This is a genomic window from Gemmobacter lutimaris (assembly GCF_003570715.1).
In the GTDB taxonomy this organism is placed as follows: domain Bacteria; phylum Pseudomonadota; class Alphaproteobacteria; order Rhodobacterales; family Rhodobacteraceae; genus Gemmobacter; species Gemmobacter lutimaris.
Window position 1 is genome coordinate 50,789 of record NZ_QXXQ01000005.1, and the last position, 17,493, is coordinate 68,281.

General features: G+C 65.4%; 16 protein-coding genes and 1 tRNA gene. 11 read left to right on the top strand and 6 right to left on the bottom strand.

Annotated elements, in window-relative coordinates; genetic code table 11:
• Positions 1 to 277: 277 nt before the first annotated feature.
• Genes D2N39_RS10490 through D2N39_RS10510 form a run of 5 tightly spaced genes read left to right on the top strand, consistent with a single transcriptional unit; the run spans position 278 to position 6,056 of the window.
• Positions 278 to 1,291 (top strand): BMP family protein, encoded by a 1,014-nt coding sequence (locus D2N39_RS10490; protein WP_199725236.1) that lies wholly within the window; start codon positions 278 to 280, stop codon positions 1,289 to 1,291.
• A gap of 20 nt (positions 1,292 to 1,311) precedes the next feature.
• Complete coding sequence (locus tag D2N39_RS10495) at positions 1,312 to 2,814, top strand: ABC transporter ATP-binding protein (protein ID WP_407645564.1); 1,503 nt, start codon at positions 1,312 to 1,314, stop codon at positions 2,812 to 2,814.
• Complete coding sequence (locus D2N39_RS10500; RefSeq protein ID WP_119134741.1) at positions 2,804 to 3,847, top strand: ABC transporter permease; 1,044 nt, start codon at positions 2,804 to 2,806, stop codon at positions 3,845 to 3,847. The genes D2N39_RS10495 and D2N39_RS10500 overlap by 11 nt, the downstream gene beginning before the upstream one ends.
• Positions 3,844 to 4,791, top strand: a complete 948-nt coding sequence (locus D2N39_RS10505) for an ABC transporter permease (protein ID WP_119134742.1) — start codon at positions 3,844 to 3,846, stop codon at positions 4,789 to 4,791. Before D2N39_RS10500 ends, D2N39_RS10505 begins: the two co-directional genes overlap by 4 nt.
• Positions 4,791 to 6,056, top strand: a complete 1,266-nt coding sequence (locus D2N39_RS10510) for an amidohydrolase family protein (protein ID WP_119134743.1) — start codon at positions 4,791 to 4,793, stop codon at positions 6,054 to 6,056. The genes D2N39_RS10505 and D2N39_RS10510 overlap by 1 nt, the downstream gene beginning before the upstream one ends.
• Positions 6,057 to 6,149: 93 nt before the next feature.
• Here the strand turns inward: D2N39_RS10510 and D2N39_RS10515 are convergent, their stop codons facing one another.
• Positions 6,150 to 7,439: an MFS transporter gene (locus tag D2N39_RS10515; protein WP_119134744.1), complete on the bottom strand. Its 1,290-nt coding sequence runs from the start codon at positions 7,437 to 7,439 to the stop codon at positions 6,150 to 6,152.
• A gap of 136 nt (positions 7,440 to 7,575) precedes the next feature.
• On the bottom strand, positions 7,576 to 8,814 hold the full coding sequence (gene pepT, locus D2N39_RS10520; RefSeq protein ID WP_119134745.1) for a peptidase T: 1,239 nt from the start codon (positions 8,812 to 8,814) through the stop codon (positions 7,576 to 7,578).
• A 158-nt stretch (positions 8,815 to 8,972) separates the two neighbouring features.
• Here pepT and D2N39_RS10525 point away from each other — a divergent pair, with 158 nt between their 5' ends.
• The 4 genes from D2N39_RS10525 to D2N39_RS10540 all read left to right on the top strand — a co-directional run bounded on the left by D2N39_RS10525 (position 8,973) and on the right by D2N39_RS10540 (position 11,583).
• Positions 8,973 to 9,776, top strand: coding sequence for a lytic murein transglycosylase (locus D2N39_RS10525; protein WP_407645556.1), 804 nt, complete (start codon positions 8,973 to 8,975; stop codon positions 9,774 to 9,776).
• A gap of 59 nt (positions 9,777 to 9,835) precedes the next feature.
• Positions 9,836 to 9,910 (top strand) — tRNA-Glu (locus D2N39_RS10530).
• Positions 9,911 to 10,212: 302 nt separating this feature from the next.
• Complete coding sequence (locus tag D2N39_RS10535; RefSeq protein ID WP_119134747.1) at positions 10,213 to 10,659, top strand: methylated-DNA--[protein]-cysteine S-methyltransferase; 447 nt, start codon at positions 10,213 to 10,215, stop codon at positions 10,657 to 10,659.
• Positions 10,660 to 10,746: 87 nt separating this feature from the next.
• Complete coding sequence (locus tag D2N39_RS10540; protein ID WP_119134748.1) at positions 10,747 to 11,583, top strand: DMT family transporter; 837 nt, start codon at positions 10,747 to 10,749, stop codon at positions 11,581 to 11,583.
• On the opposite strand, the gene D2N39_RS10545 is transcribed toward D2N39_RS10540, so the two are convergent.
• Positions 11,580 to 12,287, bottom strand: a complete 708-nt coding sequence (locus D2N39_RS10545) for a CDP-alcohol phosphatidyltransferase family protein (RefSeq protein ID WP_119134749.1) — start codon at positions 12,285 to 12,287, stop codon at positions 11,580 to 11,582. The genes D2N39_RS10540 and D2N39_RS10545 overlap by 4 nt on opposite strands.
• Positions 12,288 to 12,391: 104 nt before the next feature.
• Here D2N39_RS10545 and D2N39_RS10550 point away from each other — a divergent pair, with 104 nt between their 5' ends.
• Positions 12,392 to 12,673, top strand: coding sequence for a DUF4336 domain-containing protein (locus D2N39_RS10550; RefSeq protein WP_233557114.1), 282 nt, complete (start codon positions 12,392 to 12,394; stop codon positions 12,671 to 12,673).
• 74 nt (positions 12,674 to 12,747) lie between these two features.
• Here D2N39_RS10550 and D2N39_RS10555 read toward each other — a convergent pair whose 3' ends face one another.
• The 3 genes from D2N39_RS10555 to fsa form a co-directional block, all read right to left on the bottom strand.
• Positions 12,748 to 13,686: a tyrosine recombinase XerC gene (locus tag D2N39_RS10555; protein ID WP_233557115.1), complete on the bottom strand. Its 939-nt coding sequence runs from the start codon at positions 13,684 to 13,686 to the stop codon at positions 12,748 to 12,750.
• The gene (locus D2N39_RS10560) at positions 13,683 to 14,375 is read right to left on the bottom strand and encodes a DUF484 family protein (protein WP_119134750.1); all 693 of its coding nucleotides are present in this window, start codon (positions 14,373 to 14,375) and stop codon (positions 13,683 to 13,685) included. Before D2N39_RS10560 ends, D2N39_RS10555 begins: the two co-directional genes overlap by 4 nt.
• Positions 14,376 to 14,527: 152 nt before the next feature.
• Positions 14,528 to 15,181 carry a fructose-6-phosphate aldolase gene (fsa, locus tag D2N39_RS10565; protein WP_119134751.1) on the bottom strand — a complete coding sequence of 218 codons (654 nt, stop codon included), beginning with the start codon at positions 15,179 to 15,181 and terminating at the stop codon, positions 14,528 to 14,530.
• A gap of 81 nt (positions 15,182 to 15,262) precedes the next feature.
• On the opposite strand from fsa, the gene D2N39_RS10570 reads away from it, so the two are divergent.
• A complete protein-coding gene (locus D2N39_RS10570; RefSeq protein ID WP_119134752.1) occupies positions 15,263 to 17,464 on the top strand; it encodes a primosomal protein N' in 2,202 nt (733 codons plus the stop codon).
• The last annotated feature ends 29 nt before the right edge of the window (positions 17,465 to 17,493 follow it).

A 17,493-nucleotide genomic window follows, 5' to 3' on the forward strand; every position in this document is an offset into this window, starting at 1 on the left:
GTTTTATGAAAGAGCCTGCGGTGCAGGCTTTCTTGCGCAAAACCCGGCTGCCGAGTGCCCTGCCCGTCGTCATCCGTCGCGGGGGACCTGCGGCGAAAACGCCCGCAGCAGTGGGAAGGATGCAGAAAACGCCTAAAATTTGTGCATATTATTTGTGTGACGGCTGCCGCAGCGTCAGGGAACAGGCTGCAAGACGACTCAGCCGGTCACGGGCCTTGTGACGAATCGTGACAAGGCTTTACCGTTTGGTCAAAACAAATCACCCAGGGAGTTTCACATGACCAAGGTAATGTTCGGCACCACCCGGCGCGGCCTGATGCTGGGCGCGGGGGCGGCGGCCATGGGGCTGGCGCTGCCCCGCCACGCCTTTGCGCAGGAGACCATCAAGATCGCGGGCATCTATACGGTGCCGGTGGAACAACAATGGGTCAGCCGCATCCATATTGCGGCCGAGGCCGCCAAGGCGGCGGGCGGGGTGGACTACACCTATACCGAAAACGTCGCCAACACCGATTACCCGCGCGTCATGCGCGAATATTGCGAAAGCGGCGTCAATCTGATCGTGGGCGAGATCTTCGGCGCCGAGGCCGAGGCGCGCGAGGTCTGCGCCGAATACCCGGATGTGAAATTCCTGCTCGGCTCCAGCTTCATGCCGGACGAGGCGGTGCCGAATCTGGCCGTGTTCGACAACTATATTCAGGACGCCTCTTACCTGTCGGGCATCATCGCAGGCGCAATGACCCAGACGGGCAGCATCGGCATGGTGGGCGGCTTCCCCATCCCCGAGGTGAACCGGCTGATGAACGCCTTCATGGCGGGCGCGCGCGAAACCCGGCCGGATGCGAAATTCCAGGTCAGCTTCATCGGCTCGTGGTTTGATCCACCGAAGGCCAAGGAAACCGCCTTCGCCATGATCGACGGCGGCGCCGACCTGCTTTACGCCGAACGCTTTGGCGTGTCGGATGCGGCGAAAGAGAAGGGCGCTCTGGCCATCGGCAACGTGATCGACACGCAGGCCGATTACCCCGATACCGTCGTCGCCTCGGCGCTGTGGCACTTTGAACCCACCCTGAACGCGGCGCTGGAGGCGATCAGGGCTGGCAGTTTCAAGGCCGATAACTACGGAGTCTACAGTTTCATGAAGGCGGGCGGCTGTTCGCTCGCGCCGCTTGGCACGTTTGAAGGCAAGGTGCCCGAGGCCGCGATGAAGCTGGTGGCCGAGAAGGAAGCCGCGATCAAGGATGGCTCCTTCACCGTGGCCATCGACGATACCGAGCCGAAATCGTCGTGACCGATCCACGCGATGTGGTGATGCGGCTGGACCGCATCACCAAGCGCTTTGGCGCGTTGACGGCGAATGACGCGATCAGCCTGACGCTGCGGCGGGGTGAGGTCGTGGCGCTGCTGGGCGAAAACGGTGCTGGCAAGACCACGCTGATGAACATCCTGTTCGGGCATTATGTGGCCGATGACGGGCGGGTGGAGGTGTTCGGCCAACCGCTCTCGCCCGGCAATCCGCGCGCCGCGCTGGCGGCGGGCGTGGGCATGGTGCACCAGCATTTCACGCTGGCCGACAATCTGACCGTGCTGGACAATATCCGCCTCGGCACCGAAAGCCTGCTGTCGCGCGGTGCCTCGCGCGCGGCGGCGCGCGCGCGGGTTGACCGCCTCAGCCGCGATTTCGGGCTGGCGGTGCACCCCGATGCGCGGGTCGGCAGCCTGACCGTGGGCGAACGGCAGCGGGTCGAGATCCTGAAGGCGCTTTACCGCGATGCCCGCATCCTGATTCTGGATGAACCCACCGCCGTCCTGACACCGCAAGAGGCCGAGGCGCTGTTCGCCACGCTGCGCCGCGCCATCGCGCAGGGGCTTTCGATCCTGTTCATCAGCCACAAGCTGCATGAGGTCATGGCCATTGCCGACCGCTGCGTTGTCCTGCGTCATGGCAAGGTGGTGGGCGAGGTGACGACGGCGGAAACCTCAGGCGCCGCACTGGCCGCGATGATGGTGGGCGGTGAAATTGCGCTGCCCGAAGCACGACCCGCAACTGCGGGCAAGGTGCTGATGCGGCTGGACGGGGTGACGACGCCGGACAAGGGCGCTGCGCCGGGGCTGAAGCGCGTGACGCTGGATCTACGGGCGGGCGAGATTGTCGGTCTGGCAGGCGTATCGGGCAACGGGCAGGCGGCGCTCGCCGATCTGATTTCCGGGCTGATCCTGCCCGGTTCGGGCAGCGTGACAATGGATGGCCCGCTGGCCCGCTGGTCCCCGCGCGAGGCGATCCGCCAAGGCATCGCCCGCATCCCCGAGGACCGCCACAAGACCGGCACCATTGCCGATTTCACCCTGACCGAAAACGCCGTGCTGGAGGGGTATTGGCAACCCGGGTTCAGCAAGGCCGGGCTGATGGACTGGCGAGCGGCCGAGGGTTTTGCCCAAGGCATCATCGCCGCCTATGACGTGCGCTGCCCCGGGCCGGGCGCGCGGATCCGGCTGCTCTCGGGGGGGAACATGCAAAAGCTGATCCTGGGCCGCGTGCTGGAACCCGGGCCAAAGATCATTCTGGCGAACCAGCCGGTGCGCGGCCTTGATGTCGGCGCCATCGCCTATGTGCAATCGCGGCTGATCGCGGCGCGCGACGGCGGCGCGGCGGTTCTGCTGATTTCCGAGGATCTGGACGAGATCATGGGACTGGCCGATGTGATACATGTGATGTCCGAAGGGCGGCTGTCGCCCGGCTTCCCGCGTGGAAGCAAGACGGCGGCGGAACTGGGGCTGTGGATGGCCGGTCAGGGGTTCGACCATGCGGCTTGACCCAATTGCCGCCCCCTCGCTGCGGCGCCAGATCGGCCTGCCCGCGCTGGCACTGCTGGCGACCATCGCGGTCGCCATGATGCTGGCACTGATCGCGGGGGCCAACCCGCTGGCAACGCTGGGCCTGATCGCCAAGGGCGCGGTCGGGTCGAAATTCGCGGCCCTAGAGACGCTGAACCGCGCGACACCGCTGATCTTTACCGGCCTTGCCGTCGCCGTCGCCTTCCGCGCAAAGCTGTGGAATATCGGCGCCGAGGCGCAGCTTTACGCAGGCGCCATCGTCGCCGTGCTGCTGGGCACCGGGGTGCTGGGCGCGCCGCTGGTGCTGCCGGTTTCCGCGCTGGCCGCGATGCTGGCGGGGGCGCTGGTGCTGCTGGGGCCCGTCATGCTGAAAACCCGGCTGGGCGTGGACGAGGTGGTGACGACGCTGCTTTTGAACTTTGTCATGCTGCTGTTCGTCAGCTATCTGCTGGAAGGCCCGATGAAAGACCCGATGGGCATGGGCTGGCCCAAATCCGCCGCGCTGGTGAAAGAGGCGCGGCTGCCTCGGATTGTCGATGGCCTGCGGCTGCATTGGGGATTCGCGCTGGCGCTGATCGCGGCAGTGGCCGTCTGGGTGATCCAGACCCGTAGCACCTTGGGCTTTGAGATGCGCGCCGTCGGCCAGAACCGTGAGGCCGCGCGTTTTGCCGGGATGCCGGTGAATGTGGTTCTGGTGAAGACTGCCCTTCTGTCCGGCGGTCTTGCCGCACTGGCCGGCTGGTCCGAGGTGGCGGGGCTGAAGGGGCATCTGTCATCGGATCTGTCGCCAGGCTTTGGCTATACGGGCATCATCGTCGCCATGCTGGCGCTGTTGCATCCCCTGGGCGTGGTTCTGTCGGCGCTGTTCGTCGCTGCGATCTTCGTGGGGTCAGACAGCATGAGCCGTGCCGCAGGCGTGCCCACCTATATTGCCGACATGCTGCTGGCGACGGCGCTGTTGTTCATGGTGCTGGCGTTGATGCTGACACGCTATCGGGTGGTGTGGAAATGAGCGATCTTTTCGACATCCTGCTATCGGTCAGCTTCTGGGCTGCCGCCATTCGCATCGCCTCGCCCCTCATCTTCGCCACGATGGGCGAACTCATCTGCGAACGCGCGGGCGTGCTGAACCTTGGCATCGAAGGGATCATGGTCATCGGCGCCTTTGCGGGCTGGATGGCCGTCTATCTGGGGGCGCCGCTGTGGCTGGGCGTCACGGCGGCGATGGCGGCGGGGATGCTGTTCGGCCTGTTGCACGCCACGCTGACCGTGCCCTTCGGCCTGTCGCAGCATGTGGTGGGGCTGGGCGTCACCATGCTGGCGACCTCGACCAGCTATTTCGCCTATCGGCTGGCGCTGCCCGAGGTGACCAGCCCGCCCAAGATCACCCCCTTCGCGCCGATGGATCTGCCGGTCCTGTCCGACATCCCCTTCTTTGGCCCGGTGCTGTTCCAGCAAACCGCGCTGACCTGGGCGGCGCTGATCTGTGCGGGGCTGGTGGGATTCGTGCTGTTCCGCACGCCGCTGGGCCTTGCAGTCCGCGCGGCGGGCGAAAACCCCGCGGCGGTAGAGGCGCAGGGGCTTTCCGTCACCGGGCTGCGCATGGGGGCGGTGATCGTGGGGTCCGGCCTGATGGCGGTGGGCGGCAGTTTCCTGACGCTTTCGGCCTTTTCGTCCTTCTTCTTTGAAATGGTCAACGGGCGCGGCTGGATCTGCATCGCGCTGGTGGTGTTCGGTGCGTGGAGGCCCGGCAAGGCCGTGCTGGGGGCGCTGCTGTTCGCGGCCTTCGATGCGCTGCAAATCCGTCTGCAACAGACGCCCTTGGGCGCGCATCTGCCCTATCAGGCGTTCCTGATGGCGCCCTATCTTCTGTCCATCCTCGCGCTGATCCTGATGTCGCGCCGGGCCGAGGTGCCTGCCGCGCTGATGGTGCCATATCGTAAAGGGGAACGCTGATGTTCGACATTCTGGTCAAGGGCGGCACGCTGCCTGACGGGACGGTGGCCGATATCGGCATCACCGGCGATCGCATCGCCGCCGTCGGGAGGCTGGAGGCTGAGGCGGGCCGCGTGATCGACGCCACCGGCGATCTGGTCAGCCCGCCCTTCGTGGACCCGCATTTCCACATGGATGCGACGCTCAGCTACGGGCTGCCGCGGGTGAACGCCTCAGGCACGCTGCTGGAAGGGATCAGCCTCTGGGGTGAATTGCGCGAGATCGCGACGGTTGACGAAATGGTCACCCGTGCCGTGCGTTATTGCGACTGGGCGGTCTCAACGGGCCTGCTGGCGATCCGCACCCATGTCGATACCACGCCCGACCATCTGCGCGGGGTGGAGGCGATGCTGGAGGTGAAGCGCCGCGTCGCCACCTATCTGGACCTGCAATTGGTGGCCTTTCCGCAGGATGGTCTGTATCGCGCGCCCAAGGGCCGTGAAAACCTGATCCGCGCGCTGGACATGGGCTGCGATGTGGTGGGGGGCATCCCGCATTTTGAACGCACCATGCAGGAAGGCGCCGACAGCGTGCAGGATGTGGCGCGCATCGCCGCCGAACGCGGGCTGATGCTGGATATTCATTGCGACGAGACCGACGACCCCCATAGCCGCCATGTGGAAACCATGGCGGCCGAGGTCACCCGGCATGGCTTGGGCGCGCGGGCGGCGGGCAGTCACCTGACCTCGATGCATTCGATGGACAATTACTATGTGTCCAAGCTGCTGCCGCTGATTGCGGAAAGCGGGATGACCGCCATTCCCAATCCGCTGATCAACATCACCCTGCAAGGGCGGCACGATACCTTCCCCAAGCGACGCGGGCTGACGCGGGTGAAGGAAATGCAGGCCATGGGCATTACCGTTGGCTGGGGGCAGGATTGCGTGCTGGACCCATGGTATAGCCTCGGCACCGCCGACATGCTGGACGTGGCCTTCATGGGGCTGCATGTCGCGCAGATGACCCACCCGGCCGAAATGGCGCGCTGCTTCACTATGGTCACGGAACATAACGCGGCGATCATGGGGTTGGAGGGCTACGGCCTGCGCCCCGGCGGCATGGCCTCGCTGGTGGTGCTGGATGCCGCCACCCCGACCGAAGCGCTGCGCTTGCGCCCGGATCGGCTCTGCGTGATTTCGAAAGGCAAGGTCGTGTCGGAACAGGCCCGCAATGACGCCCGGCTGACCCTGCCGGGTCGCCCCGTAACGGTGCGCCGGAGGCTTTGAGGGGGCTGACTTTGTGATGCGCAGGGTGATACGGCTCTGCGCGGCGCGGTTCAATCCGGCTGCGGCAGATGCAGCATTCCGTCCGGACATCAATTATTCGGCTCCGGCGGCCAGTCGTTTGGCTAGCACCAAGCTCAGGATCATTGCCGCCAGCAGAAAGATGGCGCCGACGCCCCAAGCAACGGATGTGGAGTATATGTCGGCCAAGGCTCCTGCCATGACCAGCCCTGTCGCGGCCCCGAGTTGCTGGACGAGGGATCGGAGTGACAGCATGGTAGACCTTTGCCGATCCTCCACGCAGCGGTGCAGGATGCTGCTTGCAGGCGTCTCGCTTGCTCCGAGGATCACGGAATAGAGGACAAAGGCGCCGACAAACCCGGCGATGCCGCCCTGTATCGCCAAGGCCAGTTGAGCGGCTGCGAGCGATGCAAAGATCGCCGCCAGCGTGACGGCGTGGCGGCGCCTGAATATCCGGCTGACATGAGGCGACAGCGACGCACCAAAGGCGATTGCGAAAAAGTAACCCGCCGTCAGGGCACCGATGACAGTGTTGGCGTAGCCCTCGTCCAGCATCGGCCTGGCATAGGTCGGCCAGATCACCTCGACCGGATTTGTCGCCATCAGGAATAACGCCAGAGCCGACAACAGTATCGACAGTGTCGGATGTCTCAGCGCAAGAAGACCGGCCTCGGAAATCACCGACGGGACCTTGGCGAACCCGTCTCTGAGTGCATGCAGGTTCAGCGGACGCGGTTCTTCGGCGATGGCGAACAGGGTGTAGATCAAGACGCCGACCATCGCGGCGAAGCTTGCAGCATAAGACACGTCATAGATGCTGAGCCCATACTTCAACGCTGTCATGCCGAACGCATCTGGCAGCAGACCGCCAAAAACGGCTCCGACCGCGAGACCCATGGCATTGGCCCATTGCGCCTTTGCGAGCGCGGGTTGGATATCAACATTTGGCGCAGCGGCTTTGAAGGTTTCGACAAACCAGGCATCAAGCGTGCCCGACCGGAGCGCGCGTCCGAAGCCGATGAGGGCGAACGAAAGAGCCAGAACACGGAAGTCGCTCGACGACAGAAAAAGCGCCAGCGAAATCAAACTGGCCACGACCGCCGCGAGGAAAACCGGCTTGCGGCCAATGCCGTCGGCCAATCCGCCGAATGGCAGTTCCATCGCCATGGTGGTGAGCGAGTAAACGCCGAAGAGCAGCGAAATCTGGAAGAGGTCCATGCCACGATCCGTCAACGCAAGCGCGGCGACAGCCACGGTGAGGCCCATGGCAAAACGGTCAAGAAACTGGTGTATCTGAAACAGCCGGATGTGGCGTCGCGCCGTGTCCGTCAAGCCTTTCAGGGAGAACTCGGTTTCTGTCGCCATGTCGGCAGCATCCGCCTTTGCACAGCGTTGTGCAATGGCTTGCCGGGAAGACGGTGACCTGGCATTGCGCGGGCCAGGTCACCCGGACGACCGGAGAAAACGGCGGTTTCGTCCCGCAATACCTGTGCGCCGGGCCTCAGCCCCGCACCGCCATCCCGGCCAGCCGCAGGCAGACCCTTGTCGCGGCGGCCATGTCCTGCACACTGATCCATTCCAGCGGGCCGTGGATTTCCTGCATGCCGGTGAAAATATTGGGGCAGGGCACGCCCATTTCCGTCAGGCGCGAGCCATCGGTGCCGCCGCGGATCGGGACGCTGACCGGGGCGATGCCCTCGGCCTCGCAGGCCGCTCGGGCGAGGTTCACCGGCGTCATGTCCTTTTCCAGCCAGTAGCGCATGTTGCGATATTGGGCGCGGATTTCGCAGGCTACAGTCGCGCGCGGTTCGGTCGCGGCCAGAGCCTCACAGGCCTGACGCAGCAGGGCGCCTTTGGCCTCCAGCCCGTCCAGTTCAAAATCGCGCAGGATGAAGCGCAACTCTGCCTCGGCGGCGGTGCCGGTGATCTCATAAAGATGCAGGAACCCTTCGCGCCCGTCTGTCAGTTCGGGCACCAGCGCCTGTTGTGGCAGCAGGTTCACCAGCTTCGCCGCCAGATGCAGCGCATTGACCAGCTTGCCCTTCGCATAGCCCGGATGGGCCGAAACCCCGGTGATCTTCACCACCGCCCCATCTGCCGAAAAGCTTTCATATTCCACCTCACCCACCTGTCCGCCATCCAGCGTATAGGCGAAATCGGCGCCCAGATCGGCGGGCAGGCGTTTGTCAACGCCCCGGCCGATTTCCTCGTCCGGGGTGAAGGCCAGCCGCAGCTTCGGATGCGGGATCGACGGATCAGCCAGCAGATGCCGTGCCATGGTCATCAGGATCGCCACGCCTGCCTTGTCATCGGCGCCAAGTAACGTGGTGCCACTGGCGGTGATGATGTCATGGCCAAGCTTGCCACCCAGATAGGGCGAGACTTCGAGCGACAGCACCAGACCCGGCGCATCGGCAAAGCTGATCGTGCCGCCGTTGTAACGGCGGTGCACCACCGGCTTCACTCCGGTCGCATTGAAGGCGGGCGCGGTATCGACATGGGCCAGAAAACCCACCACCGGCCCTTCCGCCGTCGCGGGCACCGTGGCCAGCACCGCGCCATAATCGGTGACCTGCACGTCAGCCGCGCCGATGCCCGTCAGCTCCTCCGCCAGCAGGCGCGCCATGTCGAGCTGGATCGTCGTGCTGGGCGAGGCGGTGCCGCGCTCGTCGCTCTGGCTGTCGATGGCGGCATAACGCACAAGGCGGGTTTCCAGTTCGGTGTCGAAATTTGCGGTCATGGGGCCTCCGGCTTTGGCGGCATGAGGCGCCCGCCGTGCGGGCCTGTCAAGGCACTGGCGGCAAAGTGATGCGCAACGCCGACAGTTCCCCGAAACAGGTGCTTGCGTGGCGTCCGGCAGCCCGTAGACTGCGGAAAACCCACCAAGGAGTTTTTCAGGTGTATTCTTTCAAGGGGATTGCGACGGTCGCGTTTGCGGTGTTGGGGCTGGCCGGGGCGGCAAAGGCGGCGCCGTGCAGCAATACCGGGGCCAATTACGAAAGCTGGAAACCCGTCATGGCACAGGAGGCCGCCGCGGCCGGGGTCGGTGACAAGGGGATCGCCGCGCTGATGGGGTCAAGCTATGCCAGCAAGACCATCGCCGCCGACCGCAACCAGAAAAGCTTCAAGTACTCGCTGCAAAAATTCATGCAGGTGCGCGGCGCCGATACGATCGTGGCACAGGGCCGCAAGCGCAAGGCGCAGAACGCCGGCTTCTATCAGAGCCTGGAACAGCGCTATGGCGTGCCTGCCGGCCCGCTGCTGGCCATTCACGGGATGGAGACGGGCTTCGGCGGCTTCATGGGCGACAGCAATGTCGTCTCGGCTATCGCGACCCTGGCCTATGACTGCCGCCGCAGCGAGTATTTCACCGACCACCTGATCGCCGCACTGATGCTGGTGGATCGTGGCGTGATCACGTCGAAAACGGTGGGGGCCAAGCATGGCGAGGTGGGCCATACCCAGTTCCTGCCGGGCAATGTGCTGCGCTATGGCGTGGATGGCGACGGCGACGGGCGGGTGGATCTGACCAAGCAGGCCGACGCGATGGCCTCGACCGCCAATTTCCTCGCGCAGAAGGGCTGGCGCCCCGGCGCGGGCTATCAGGAGGGAGAGCCGAACTTCGCCGTGATCAAGCAATGGAACGCCGCGACCGTGTATCAGCAGGCCATCGCCATCATGGGTGCGAAAATCGACCGCTAGGCGCAAAGATTCCTCTTGCGCCCGCCCGGTGGCTGCTCTAATCAGCCGCCACCGGCCATGGCCCGTTCGTCTATCGGTTAGGACGTCAGGTTTTCAACCTGAAAAGAGGGGTTCGACTCCCCTACGGGCTGCCATTTCCTCTGCTAAGCTATTTGACGCATGAGGTTTTTCCTCGTGTTTGCTGATCTCTCAGAGGTGGTCAGCAGGTTTCGGGATATTCGCGGTTTATTGCAGTTTCTCGAATGCGCTGTGCGCGGCGATCCGAACCTGATCGACTTTCGCCGTGTAGCGCGCACTTCGCCGTTCTAGGCATCCCTGTCACGGAAGTCCTCGGATACGGCTGTCCGGGGAAAGGGGAACCCTGGCCATCACCTGATTTGGGCCAGAGTTCTGTGAAGCCCTTTCCCTTGTCGCCCGCCGATGCCATCCTCTGCGGATGGACACGACCTTGCACAGCCCCTTTGGCCCCCTCTCCCTGCGTGAGCGCAACGACATGCTGGTGGCGCTGGACTGGCAGCCGGGGCAGGGCACGGCCACGCCGCTGGTGGCCGAAGGGTTGCGCCAGCTTGCCGAATATTTCGACGGCAAGCGCGTGGTCTTCGATCTGCCGCTGGATTGGGGGCAGGGGATTCATGCGCAGGTGCGCCGTGCCATGGCCGCCATTCCGCTGGGCAAAACCCGCACTTACGGCGACATCGCGCGCGAGATCGGGGCGCCCGCGCAGGCAGTCGGGCAGGCGTGCGGCGCCAATCCGTTGCCAATCCTCATTCCCTGTCACCGGGTTTTGGGCCGCAACACCTTGGGTGGCTTTTCCGCCCCCGGCGGGGTCGAGACCAAGGTGGCGTTGCTGCGCTTTGAAGGTGCGGCCGGATTGCTGATCTGATTGCCTGCACTGTCACAATACTGTCGCAAAGCGGATTGAAGCCGCCTCCGCCCCGGCCTAAGCCAAGGCGGATAAACGGAGGCAGTCGTGAGCATTGGCGTTCTTCTGGCGGTTCTGGGCGCGGCCTTCCTGCATGCGTTGTGGAATGCGCTGATCAAGCTGGGCACCTCGAAAGTGGGGGCCATGGTCATCCTGTCGGTGGCCGAGATCCCCATCGGTCTGGCCATCGCCCTGCCGCGCCCGGCGATAGCCGCCGCCGCTTGGCCCTGGGTGATCGGCGCCGCCTGCACGCATTTCTTTTACAAGACCTTCCTGACGCTGGCCTATGACCGGGGCGACCTGTCGCGCGTCTATCCTATCGCGCGGGGGGCCGCGCCGATGATCGTGGCGCTGGTGGGGGCCGTGGCGCTGTCGGATCAGGTGACCGGCGCACAATATGGCGGCATCGCGCTGCTGGCCGCGGGGATCGCGCTGATGGCGCGGGGCGTGTTCACCGATGGTGAAAGCCGCCGCCTGCTGCCCTTCGCCTTCGGCTCTGCCATGGCGACGGCGACCTATACGCTGCTCGACGGGCTGGGCGCGCGGGTTTCGGGCGACGCGATCAGCTATGTCGCCTGGGTCTTCGTGGCGGACGGGCTGATCTTCACGCTGGGCAGCCTTGCGCTGCGCGGCACCGCCGTTTTGCCCCGCGCCCCCCGCGCCTGGCTGGTGGGCAGCTTCGCCTCGCTGGCCTCCTACGGGTCATATGCCATCTCGATCTGGGCCATGACTGTGGCGCCCATCGCCGTTGTGGCGGCGATGCGCGAAACCTCGATCCTGTTTGCAGTGCTGATTGGCTGGCTGGCCTTCGGCGAGCGGATGACCCGCGACAAGGCCATTGCCGCGCTGATGATCGTGGCAGGGGTGATCGTCACCCGCCTTTAGGAAATCCGGCGCGCGCTGCGTTCCGGGATGATCTGCTGCGCGATGCCAGCGAAGGTCAGGTAAAGCGAGGTCAGCACCAGCCCCCAATGCGCCCAGCTTGCCGGATGGAAATCGACCCAGGCCGCCCAGCCGGCAAAGAAGGTCCAGGCCAGGGACATCGGCAGCGTGATCTCGCGCCAGCGCTGGGTGCGGGTGGGGTGAACGAATTTCAGATTGGTGAACATGGCGATGGTCAGCGCGATCACGAAGGCGAGGATGATCCCCTCGCCCGGTTTCAGCGCGAACATCACCAGCACGACCATGTTCCAGCAGGCCGGAAAGCCTGCGAAGGAATAATCCTTCGTCTTCATCCGCGTATCGACGAAATAGACGACCGAGCCATAGGTGATGACGATGATCGCGAGCCACCCGGTCCAGCCCGGCAACAGCCCGGATTTGAACAGGGCGAATGCAGGAATGAACACATAGGTCAGATAGTCGATGATCAGGTCCAGCAGCACCCCGTCATAGGTGGGCCAGTTCTGTTTCACGTCATAGCGGCGCGCCAGCGGGCCATCGAGCCCATCGACGAACAGCGCCACCACCAGCCAGAGGAACATCATGTCCCATTTGCCATCGACAGCGGCCAGCATGGCCAGCATGGCCAGCACGGCGCCGGTGGCTGTGAACAGGTGAACGAGAAGGGCTTGGATACGCAAAGACATTCGACCATTTCACCCATCGGGCGACGAAAAGCAACCGCAACTGCGGACCTGCCCCGTTGCACGCCATGTTCCGCCGGTTCATGCGGCAACGACAGGAGGCACGCATGGCTTTGCAATCCTTCGCCGAAGGGCTCTGGCTGGCGGATGGCCCGGTCTTGCAGATCGCGGGTTTCGGCTACCCGACACGCATGGCGGTGATGTCGCTGCCGGCTGGGGGCCGGTTCGTCTGGTCGCCGGTTGCGCTGACGCCTGCGCTGCGGCAAGCGGTCGGGGCGTTGGGGCCGGTCCGGCCGTTCCGTGCAAGTTTCGTCTGGCCTTCACCGGGCCGACGGCGGCGGGTAAGGCGCTGCGCCGCATCCGCGACTGGCCGGTGGAGCGGGTGGTGATGGCGCATGGCGCGCCGGTTACCTCGGATGGCGGGGTCTTCCTGCGGCGGGCCTTCGGCTGGCTGAAGGTCTGATTACGCGCGGCGCCGGGCATGCGGGTGCGCGGCGGCATAGACCTCCATCAACCGTGCCGCATCGACGCCGGTATAGGCCTGTGTCGTGGACAGAGAGGCATGGCCAAGCAGTTCCTGAATGGCCCGCAGATCGCCGCCCGAGGCCAGAAGATGGGTGGCAAAGCTGTGGCGCAGCGCATGTGGCGTGGCGCTGGCGGGCAGGCCGAGGCGGTTGCGCGTGCGTTCCATCGCCGCCGCAATCAGGCGCGGGTTCAGTGCGCCGCCGCGCGTGCCGCGAAACAGCGGCTGATCGGCGGTCAGGTCATAGGGGCAAAGGTCGGCATAGCGTGCCACCGCCTCGCGCGCGGCGGGCAGCACCGGCACCAGCCGCTGCTTGTTGCCCTTGCCGGTGATGCGCAGCACCTCGGGCAGCGGATGGTCAGCGCCGGTCAGCCCCAGTGCCTCGGAAATCCGCAACCCGCAGCCGTAAAGCAACGTCACCACTGCGGTATCGCGCGCAGCAATCCACGGTTCGCGCGCGTCGTCGCCCACGCTGTCCAGCACATCGGCCGCACCATCGACGGACAGCGGGCGGGGGAGCTTTTTCTGAAAGCGCGGCGCGCGGGCTTGCAGGATTGCGGTTGCATCCGCACCCTGCCGGTCGGCCAACCATGCGGTAAAACCCTTCACCGCCGAAAGGCTGCGTGCCAGCGACCGGGCCGAAACGCCGCGCCCGCGTTCGTGTGCCATCCAGGCGCGGAGGTCGCCCACCGGCACGGTGACCAGTGCCGCCAGTCCCTCGGTCCCGCCACGATGATGTGCAAGGAAGGACAGCCAGCCGCGCAGATCGGCCGCATAGGCGGCCATCGTCTTTTCCGACCGCCCGTCCAGCGCGCGCAGATGGGTCAACCACTCCTCCAGCGCCGCGCGGGCGGCCGGAGAGATGGCAAGCGTCGTCACGACAGCCAGCGGCGCATCGTCCGCTCGAACACGCCGGCGAAGAAGGCCAGCAGGTCGGTTCCATGTGTGGGCTTGAAATGGTGCGGGTCTTCGCAACCCATGACCAGAAGGCCCGGCAGCCGTCCCTTGCCGAAGTCGAGCCGCATAAGCGCCTCGGACCGGATCCAGCCGGCGGTTTCGCCATAAATCTGGTTGGAACTTGGGATGGTCTGCCGCAGCGTTACCGGACGCAGGCTGACGTTCCGCCCGCCCGAGACATATTCGGCGACAAAACCGGGTTCGGCTACGAACAGCACATCGCCCAGACGGCGCAGCGCCGGATCGTCGGCTTCCTGCACCGATTCCAGCACCAGCCGGATGCAATCGACACGCAGGGTCTGCGCGACCTCGCCCGCGAGGCTTTTCAGGAAATCCTCGAACGACAGCGGGTCGAGCATTTGCAGGATGGCGCGATGCACCTGATTGGTGCCTGCAAGGTTTTCATAGGCGGCGGCGATGACGGTGCGGTGCGTATCCTCCAGCCGCTCCAGCCGGTTTTCCAGCCGTTCCATGGCGATGCCACGCAGATCGACCACATTCGACCCCATTGCCCGATCCGTCGCCGCGATCAGGGCGCGCATCAGGTCGTGGTCTTCCAGAATGACTTCCGGTTTTTCCAGAATCCGGTCGCGGAGGTCCGGTTCGATCATGCTTTGACTGCCCGTTTGTATGTTTTGCGCGACTTTAGCAAAAGCGAAGGGGCCTTGTCGCGGGAAAATGTGGCGAAAGGGAAAGCCCGGAAACAAAGATGCCGCCGTCCGGGCCGGGGCGGCGGCATCCTTTTCTGCTCAGGCCGCGCGGATCAGAGGATCTTCTGCCCGGTCTTGGCCCAGTCCTTCACGAACTGGTCCAGCCCCTTGTCGGTCAGCACATGGCTGGCCAGCCCCTTGATGACGGCGGGCGGCGCGGTCATCACATCGGCACCGATCAGCGCGCATTGCGCGACGTGATTGGCGGTGCGGATCGAGGCGGCGAGGATCTGGGTCTCGAACCCGTAATTGTCATAGACATCACGGATGTCGGAAATCAGTTCCAGCCCGTCGAGGTTGATGTCGTCCAGACGGCCGATGAAGGGGCTGATGAAGGTGGCACCGGCCTTGGCGGCGACCAGCGCCTGATTGACGCTGAAGCACAGGGTCACGTTCACCATCTTGCCTTCGCCCGACAGAACCTTGCAGGCTTTCAGCCCGTCCCAGGTCAGCGGCACCTTGACGGTGATATTGGGTGCGATCTCGGCCAGCTTGCGGCCTTCGGCGATCATCTCGTCAGCGGTCAGCGACACGACTTCGGCCGAAACCGGGCCGGAGACGATGGAACAGATTTCCTTCGTCACTTCCATGATGTCGCGGCCGGACTTCAGGATGATCGAGGGGTTGGTGGTGACGCCATCGACCATGCCAAGGTCGTTCAGCTCGGCAATGGCGGCCACGTCGGCGGAATCTACGAAGAATTTCATCCGGGATGTCCTCTCGGGGTTGCGGGCGCTCTCGCCGCCGTATTAGCCCAAAGGGACGGGCTGGGAAAGAGAGGCGACAGGGTGGATCGGGTCTTTGCGGCGGGGGAACGGGTCGGCGTGGCGCTGACCGAGCCTTTGGGCCGGGCCCTGACCGGCGTTCTGGACTATCGCGCCCCCGAAGGCGGCTGCGGCACCGGAGATTTCGTCGAGGTGCCGCTGGGCCCGCGCCGGATGTTGGGCGTGGTCTGGGGGCCGGGGACCGGTGATTTCGACGCGGCGAAACTGCGCCCGGTGTCGCGGGTTCTGGATGCGCGGCCGATGCGGGCCGAATTGCGCGGCTTTCTGAACCGCGCCGCAGATTACACGCTGACCCCCTTGCCCGCGATGCTGCGCCTTGCCACCCGCGCGCCGGGGCTGGGCGAGCCGCCGGGCCTGCGCCGGGTTTACCGCCTTGTCGGCCCCGCGCCCAACAAGCTGACCGATGCGCGGCTGCGCGTGATCGAGGCGCTGCGCGATTTCGGCGGCGCGGCGGTGACGCTGGGCGAATTGTGCGAGGCGGCGGCCTGTTCCTCGTCGGTTGTCAAGGGGCTGGTGAAGGCGGGCGTGGTGTCCGAGGACGAGGCGCCGCGCGATCTGCCCTTTCCCGACCTGAACCCCGCCGATGGTGTGACGCTTCAGGGCGATCAGGTCGCCGCCGCCGATGCGCTGGTCGCGGCGCTGGCGCAGGGTGGCTATGGCACGACGCTGCTGAAGGGCGTCACCGGATCGGGCAAGACCGAGGTCTATCTTGAGGCCGTGGCCGAATGTCTGCGGCAGGGGCGGCAGGCGCTGGTGCTGCTGCCCGAAATCGCGCTGACGGCGGAATTTCTGACGCGGGTCGAGGCGCGGTTTGGCGCGCGACCCGCCGAATGGCACTCTGGCGTGACGCAGACCGAACGCCGCCGGGTGTGGAAGATGGTGTCGGAAGGCCGGGCGCAGATGGTGGTCGGCGCGCGCTCGGCGCTGTTCCTGCCGTTCCAGCATCTTGGTCTGATCGTTGTCGATGAAGAGCACGATACCTCGTATAAACAAGAGGATGGCGTGCTTTACAACGCGCGCGACATGGCGGTGCTGCGCGCCTCGATCTGCGGGGCGCAGGTGGTGCTGGCCTCGGCCACGCCCAGCCTTGAAAGCTGGGTGAATGCCGAACAGGGCAAATATACGCGGCTCGATCTGGGCTCGCGCTACGGCACGGCGGAACTGCCCGAGATGCGGGCGGTCGACATGCGGGGCGAGCGGCTGGCCTCTAACCGTTGGATTTCCGGCCCGCTGGCGCAGGCGGTGGAGGCGCGGCGCGCGGCGGGGGAACAGTCGCTTCTGTTCCTCAACCGGCGTGGCTATGCGCCGGTCACCATCTGCCGCGCCTGCGGGCATCAGGTGGGCTGCGATCATTGCGACGCGCGGATGGTGGAACACCGCTTCCTGAAACGGCTGGTCTGTCACCAATGCGGCGCGACCAAGCCGGTGCCCGAAGCATGCCCCTCTTGCGGGGTAGAGGGGCGCATGGCCCCGGTGGGGCCGGGGGTGGAACGGCTGGCCGAGGAGGTCGCCGAACGCTTCCCCGAGGCGAAGCTCGCGATCCTGTCGTCAGACCTGTTCGGTTCGGCGCGCGCGCTGAAACAGCGGATCGAGGAAATCGCACGGGGCGAGGCCGAAATCGTCATCGGCACGCAGATCGTGGCCAAGGGGCACAACTTCCCACTGCTGACGCTGGTCGGCGTGATTGACGCCGATCTGGGCTTGCAGGGGTCCGACCTGCGTGCGGCGGAACGGACGTTTCAACTCATGCGGCAGGTCGCCGGGCGGGCGGGGCGGTCGGGCGACCGGCAGGGGCTGGCGCTCCTTCAGACCCATCAGCCCGAACATCCGGTGATCCGGTCGATTCTCGGTGGCGATGAAGAGGCGTTCTGGCGGGCCGAAAGTGCCGAACGCCGCGCCTCGGGTGTTCCGCCTTGGGGCCGGATGGCCGGGATCATCCTCTCCGGCCCGGATGTGGCGCAGGTCTTTGATTTTGGGGCTGAACTTGCCCGCCGTGACGGCCCGCTGCGCCGGATCGGGGCGCAGCTGTTCGGCCCGGCACCCGCGCCCATCGCCAGAGTGCGCGGCCGCCACCGGGTGCGGCTGCTGATCAAGGCCGACAAACAGGCGCCGATCCAGGCCGCCGTTTCCGAATGGCTGGCGCAGCTTAAGCCGCCGAACAACCTGCGGATTGCCGTCGATATCGACCCGCAAAGCTTTTACTGAGGTGGGGGCGGCGCAGAATTGTGCGGGCC

Bases quoted from the DNA above. Each gene is read 5' to 3' on its own strand.
- D2N39_RS10490 (WP_199725236.1), top strand. From the start codon at position 278: ATGACCAAGGTAATGTTCGGCACCACCCGGCGCGGCCTGATGCTGGGC.
- D2N39_RS10495 (WP_407645564.1), top strand. From the start codon at position 1,312: ATGCGGCTGGACCGCATCACCAAGCGCTTTGGCGCGTTGACGGCGAAT.
- D2N39_RS10500 (WP_119134741.1), top strand. From the start codon at position 2,804: ATGCGGCTTGACCCAATTGCCGCCCCCTCGCTGCGGCGCCAGATCGGC.
- D2N39_RS10505 (WP_119134742.1), top strand. From the start codon at position 3,844: ATGAGCGATCTTTTCGACATCCTGCTATCGGTCAGCTTCTGGGCTGCC.
- D2N39_RS10510 (WP_119134743.1), top strand. From the start codon at position 4,791: ATGTTCGACATTCTGGTCAAGGGCGGCACGCTGCCTGACGGGACGGTG.
- D2N39_RS10515 (WP_119134744.1), bottom strand. From the start codon at position 7,439: ATGGCGACAGAAACCGAGTTCTCCCTGAAAGGCTTGACGGACACGGCG.
- pepT (WP_119134745.1), bottom strand. From the start codon at position 8,814: ATGACCGCAAATTTCGACACCGAACTGGAAACCCGCCTTGTGCGTTAT.
- D2N39_RS10535 (WP_119134747.1), top strand. From the start codon at position 10,213: ATGGACACGACCTTGCACAGCCCCTTTGGCCCCCTCTCCCTGCGTGAG.
- D2N39_RS10545 (WP_119134749.1), bottom strand. From the start codon at position 12,287: ATGTCTTTGCGTATCCAAGCCCTTCTCGTTCACCTGTTCACAGCCACC.
- D2N39_RS10550 (WP_233557114.1), top strand. From the start codon at position 12,392: ATGGCTTTGCAATCCTTCGCCGAAGGGCTCTGGCTGGCGGATGGCCCG.
- D2N39_RS10560 (WP_119134750.1), bottom strand. From the start codon at position 14,375: ATGATCGAACCGGACCTCCGCGACCGGATTCTGGAAAAACCGGAAGTC.
- fsa (WP_119134751.1), bottom strand. From the start codon at position 15,181: ATGAAATTCTTCGTAGATTCCGCCGACGTGGCCGCCATTGCCGAGCTG.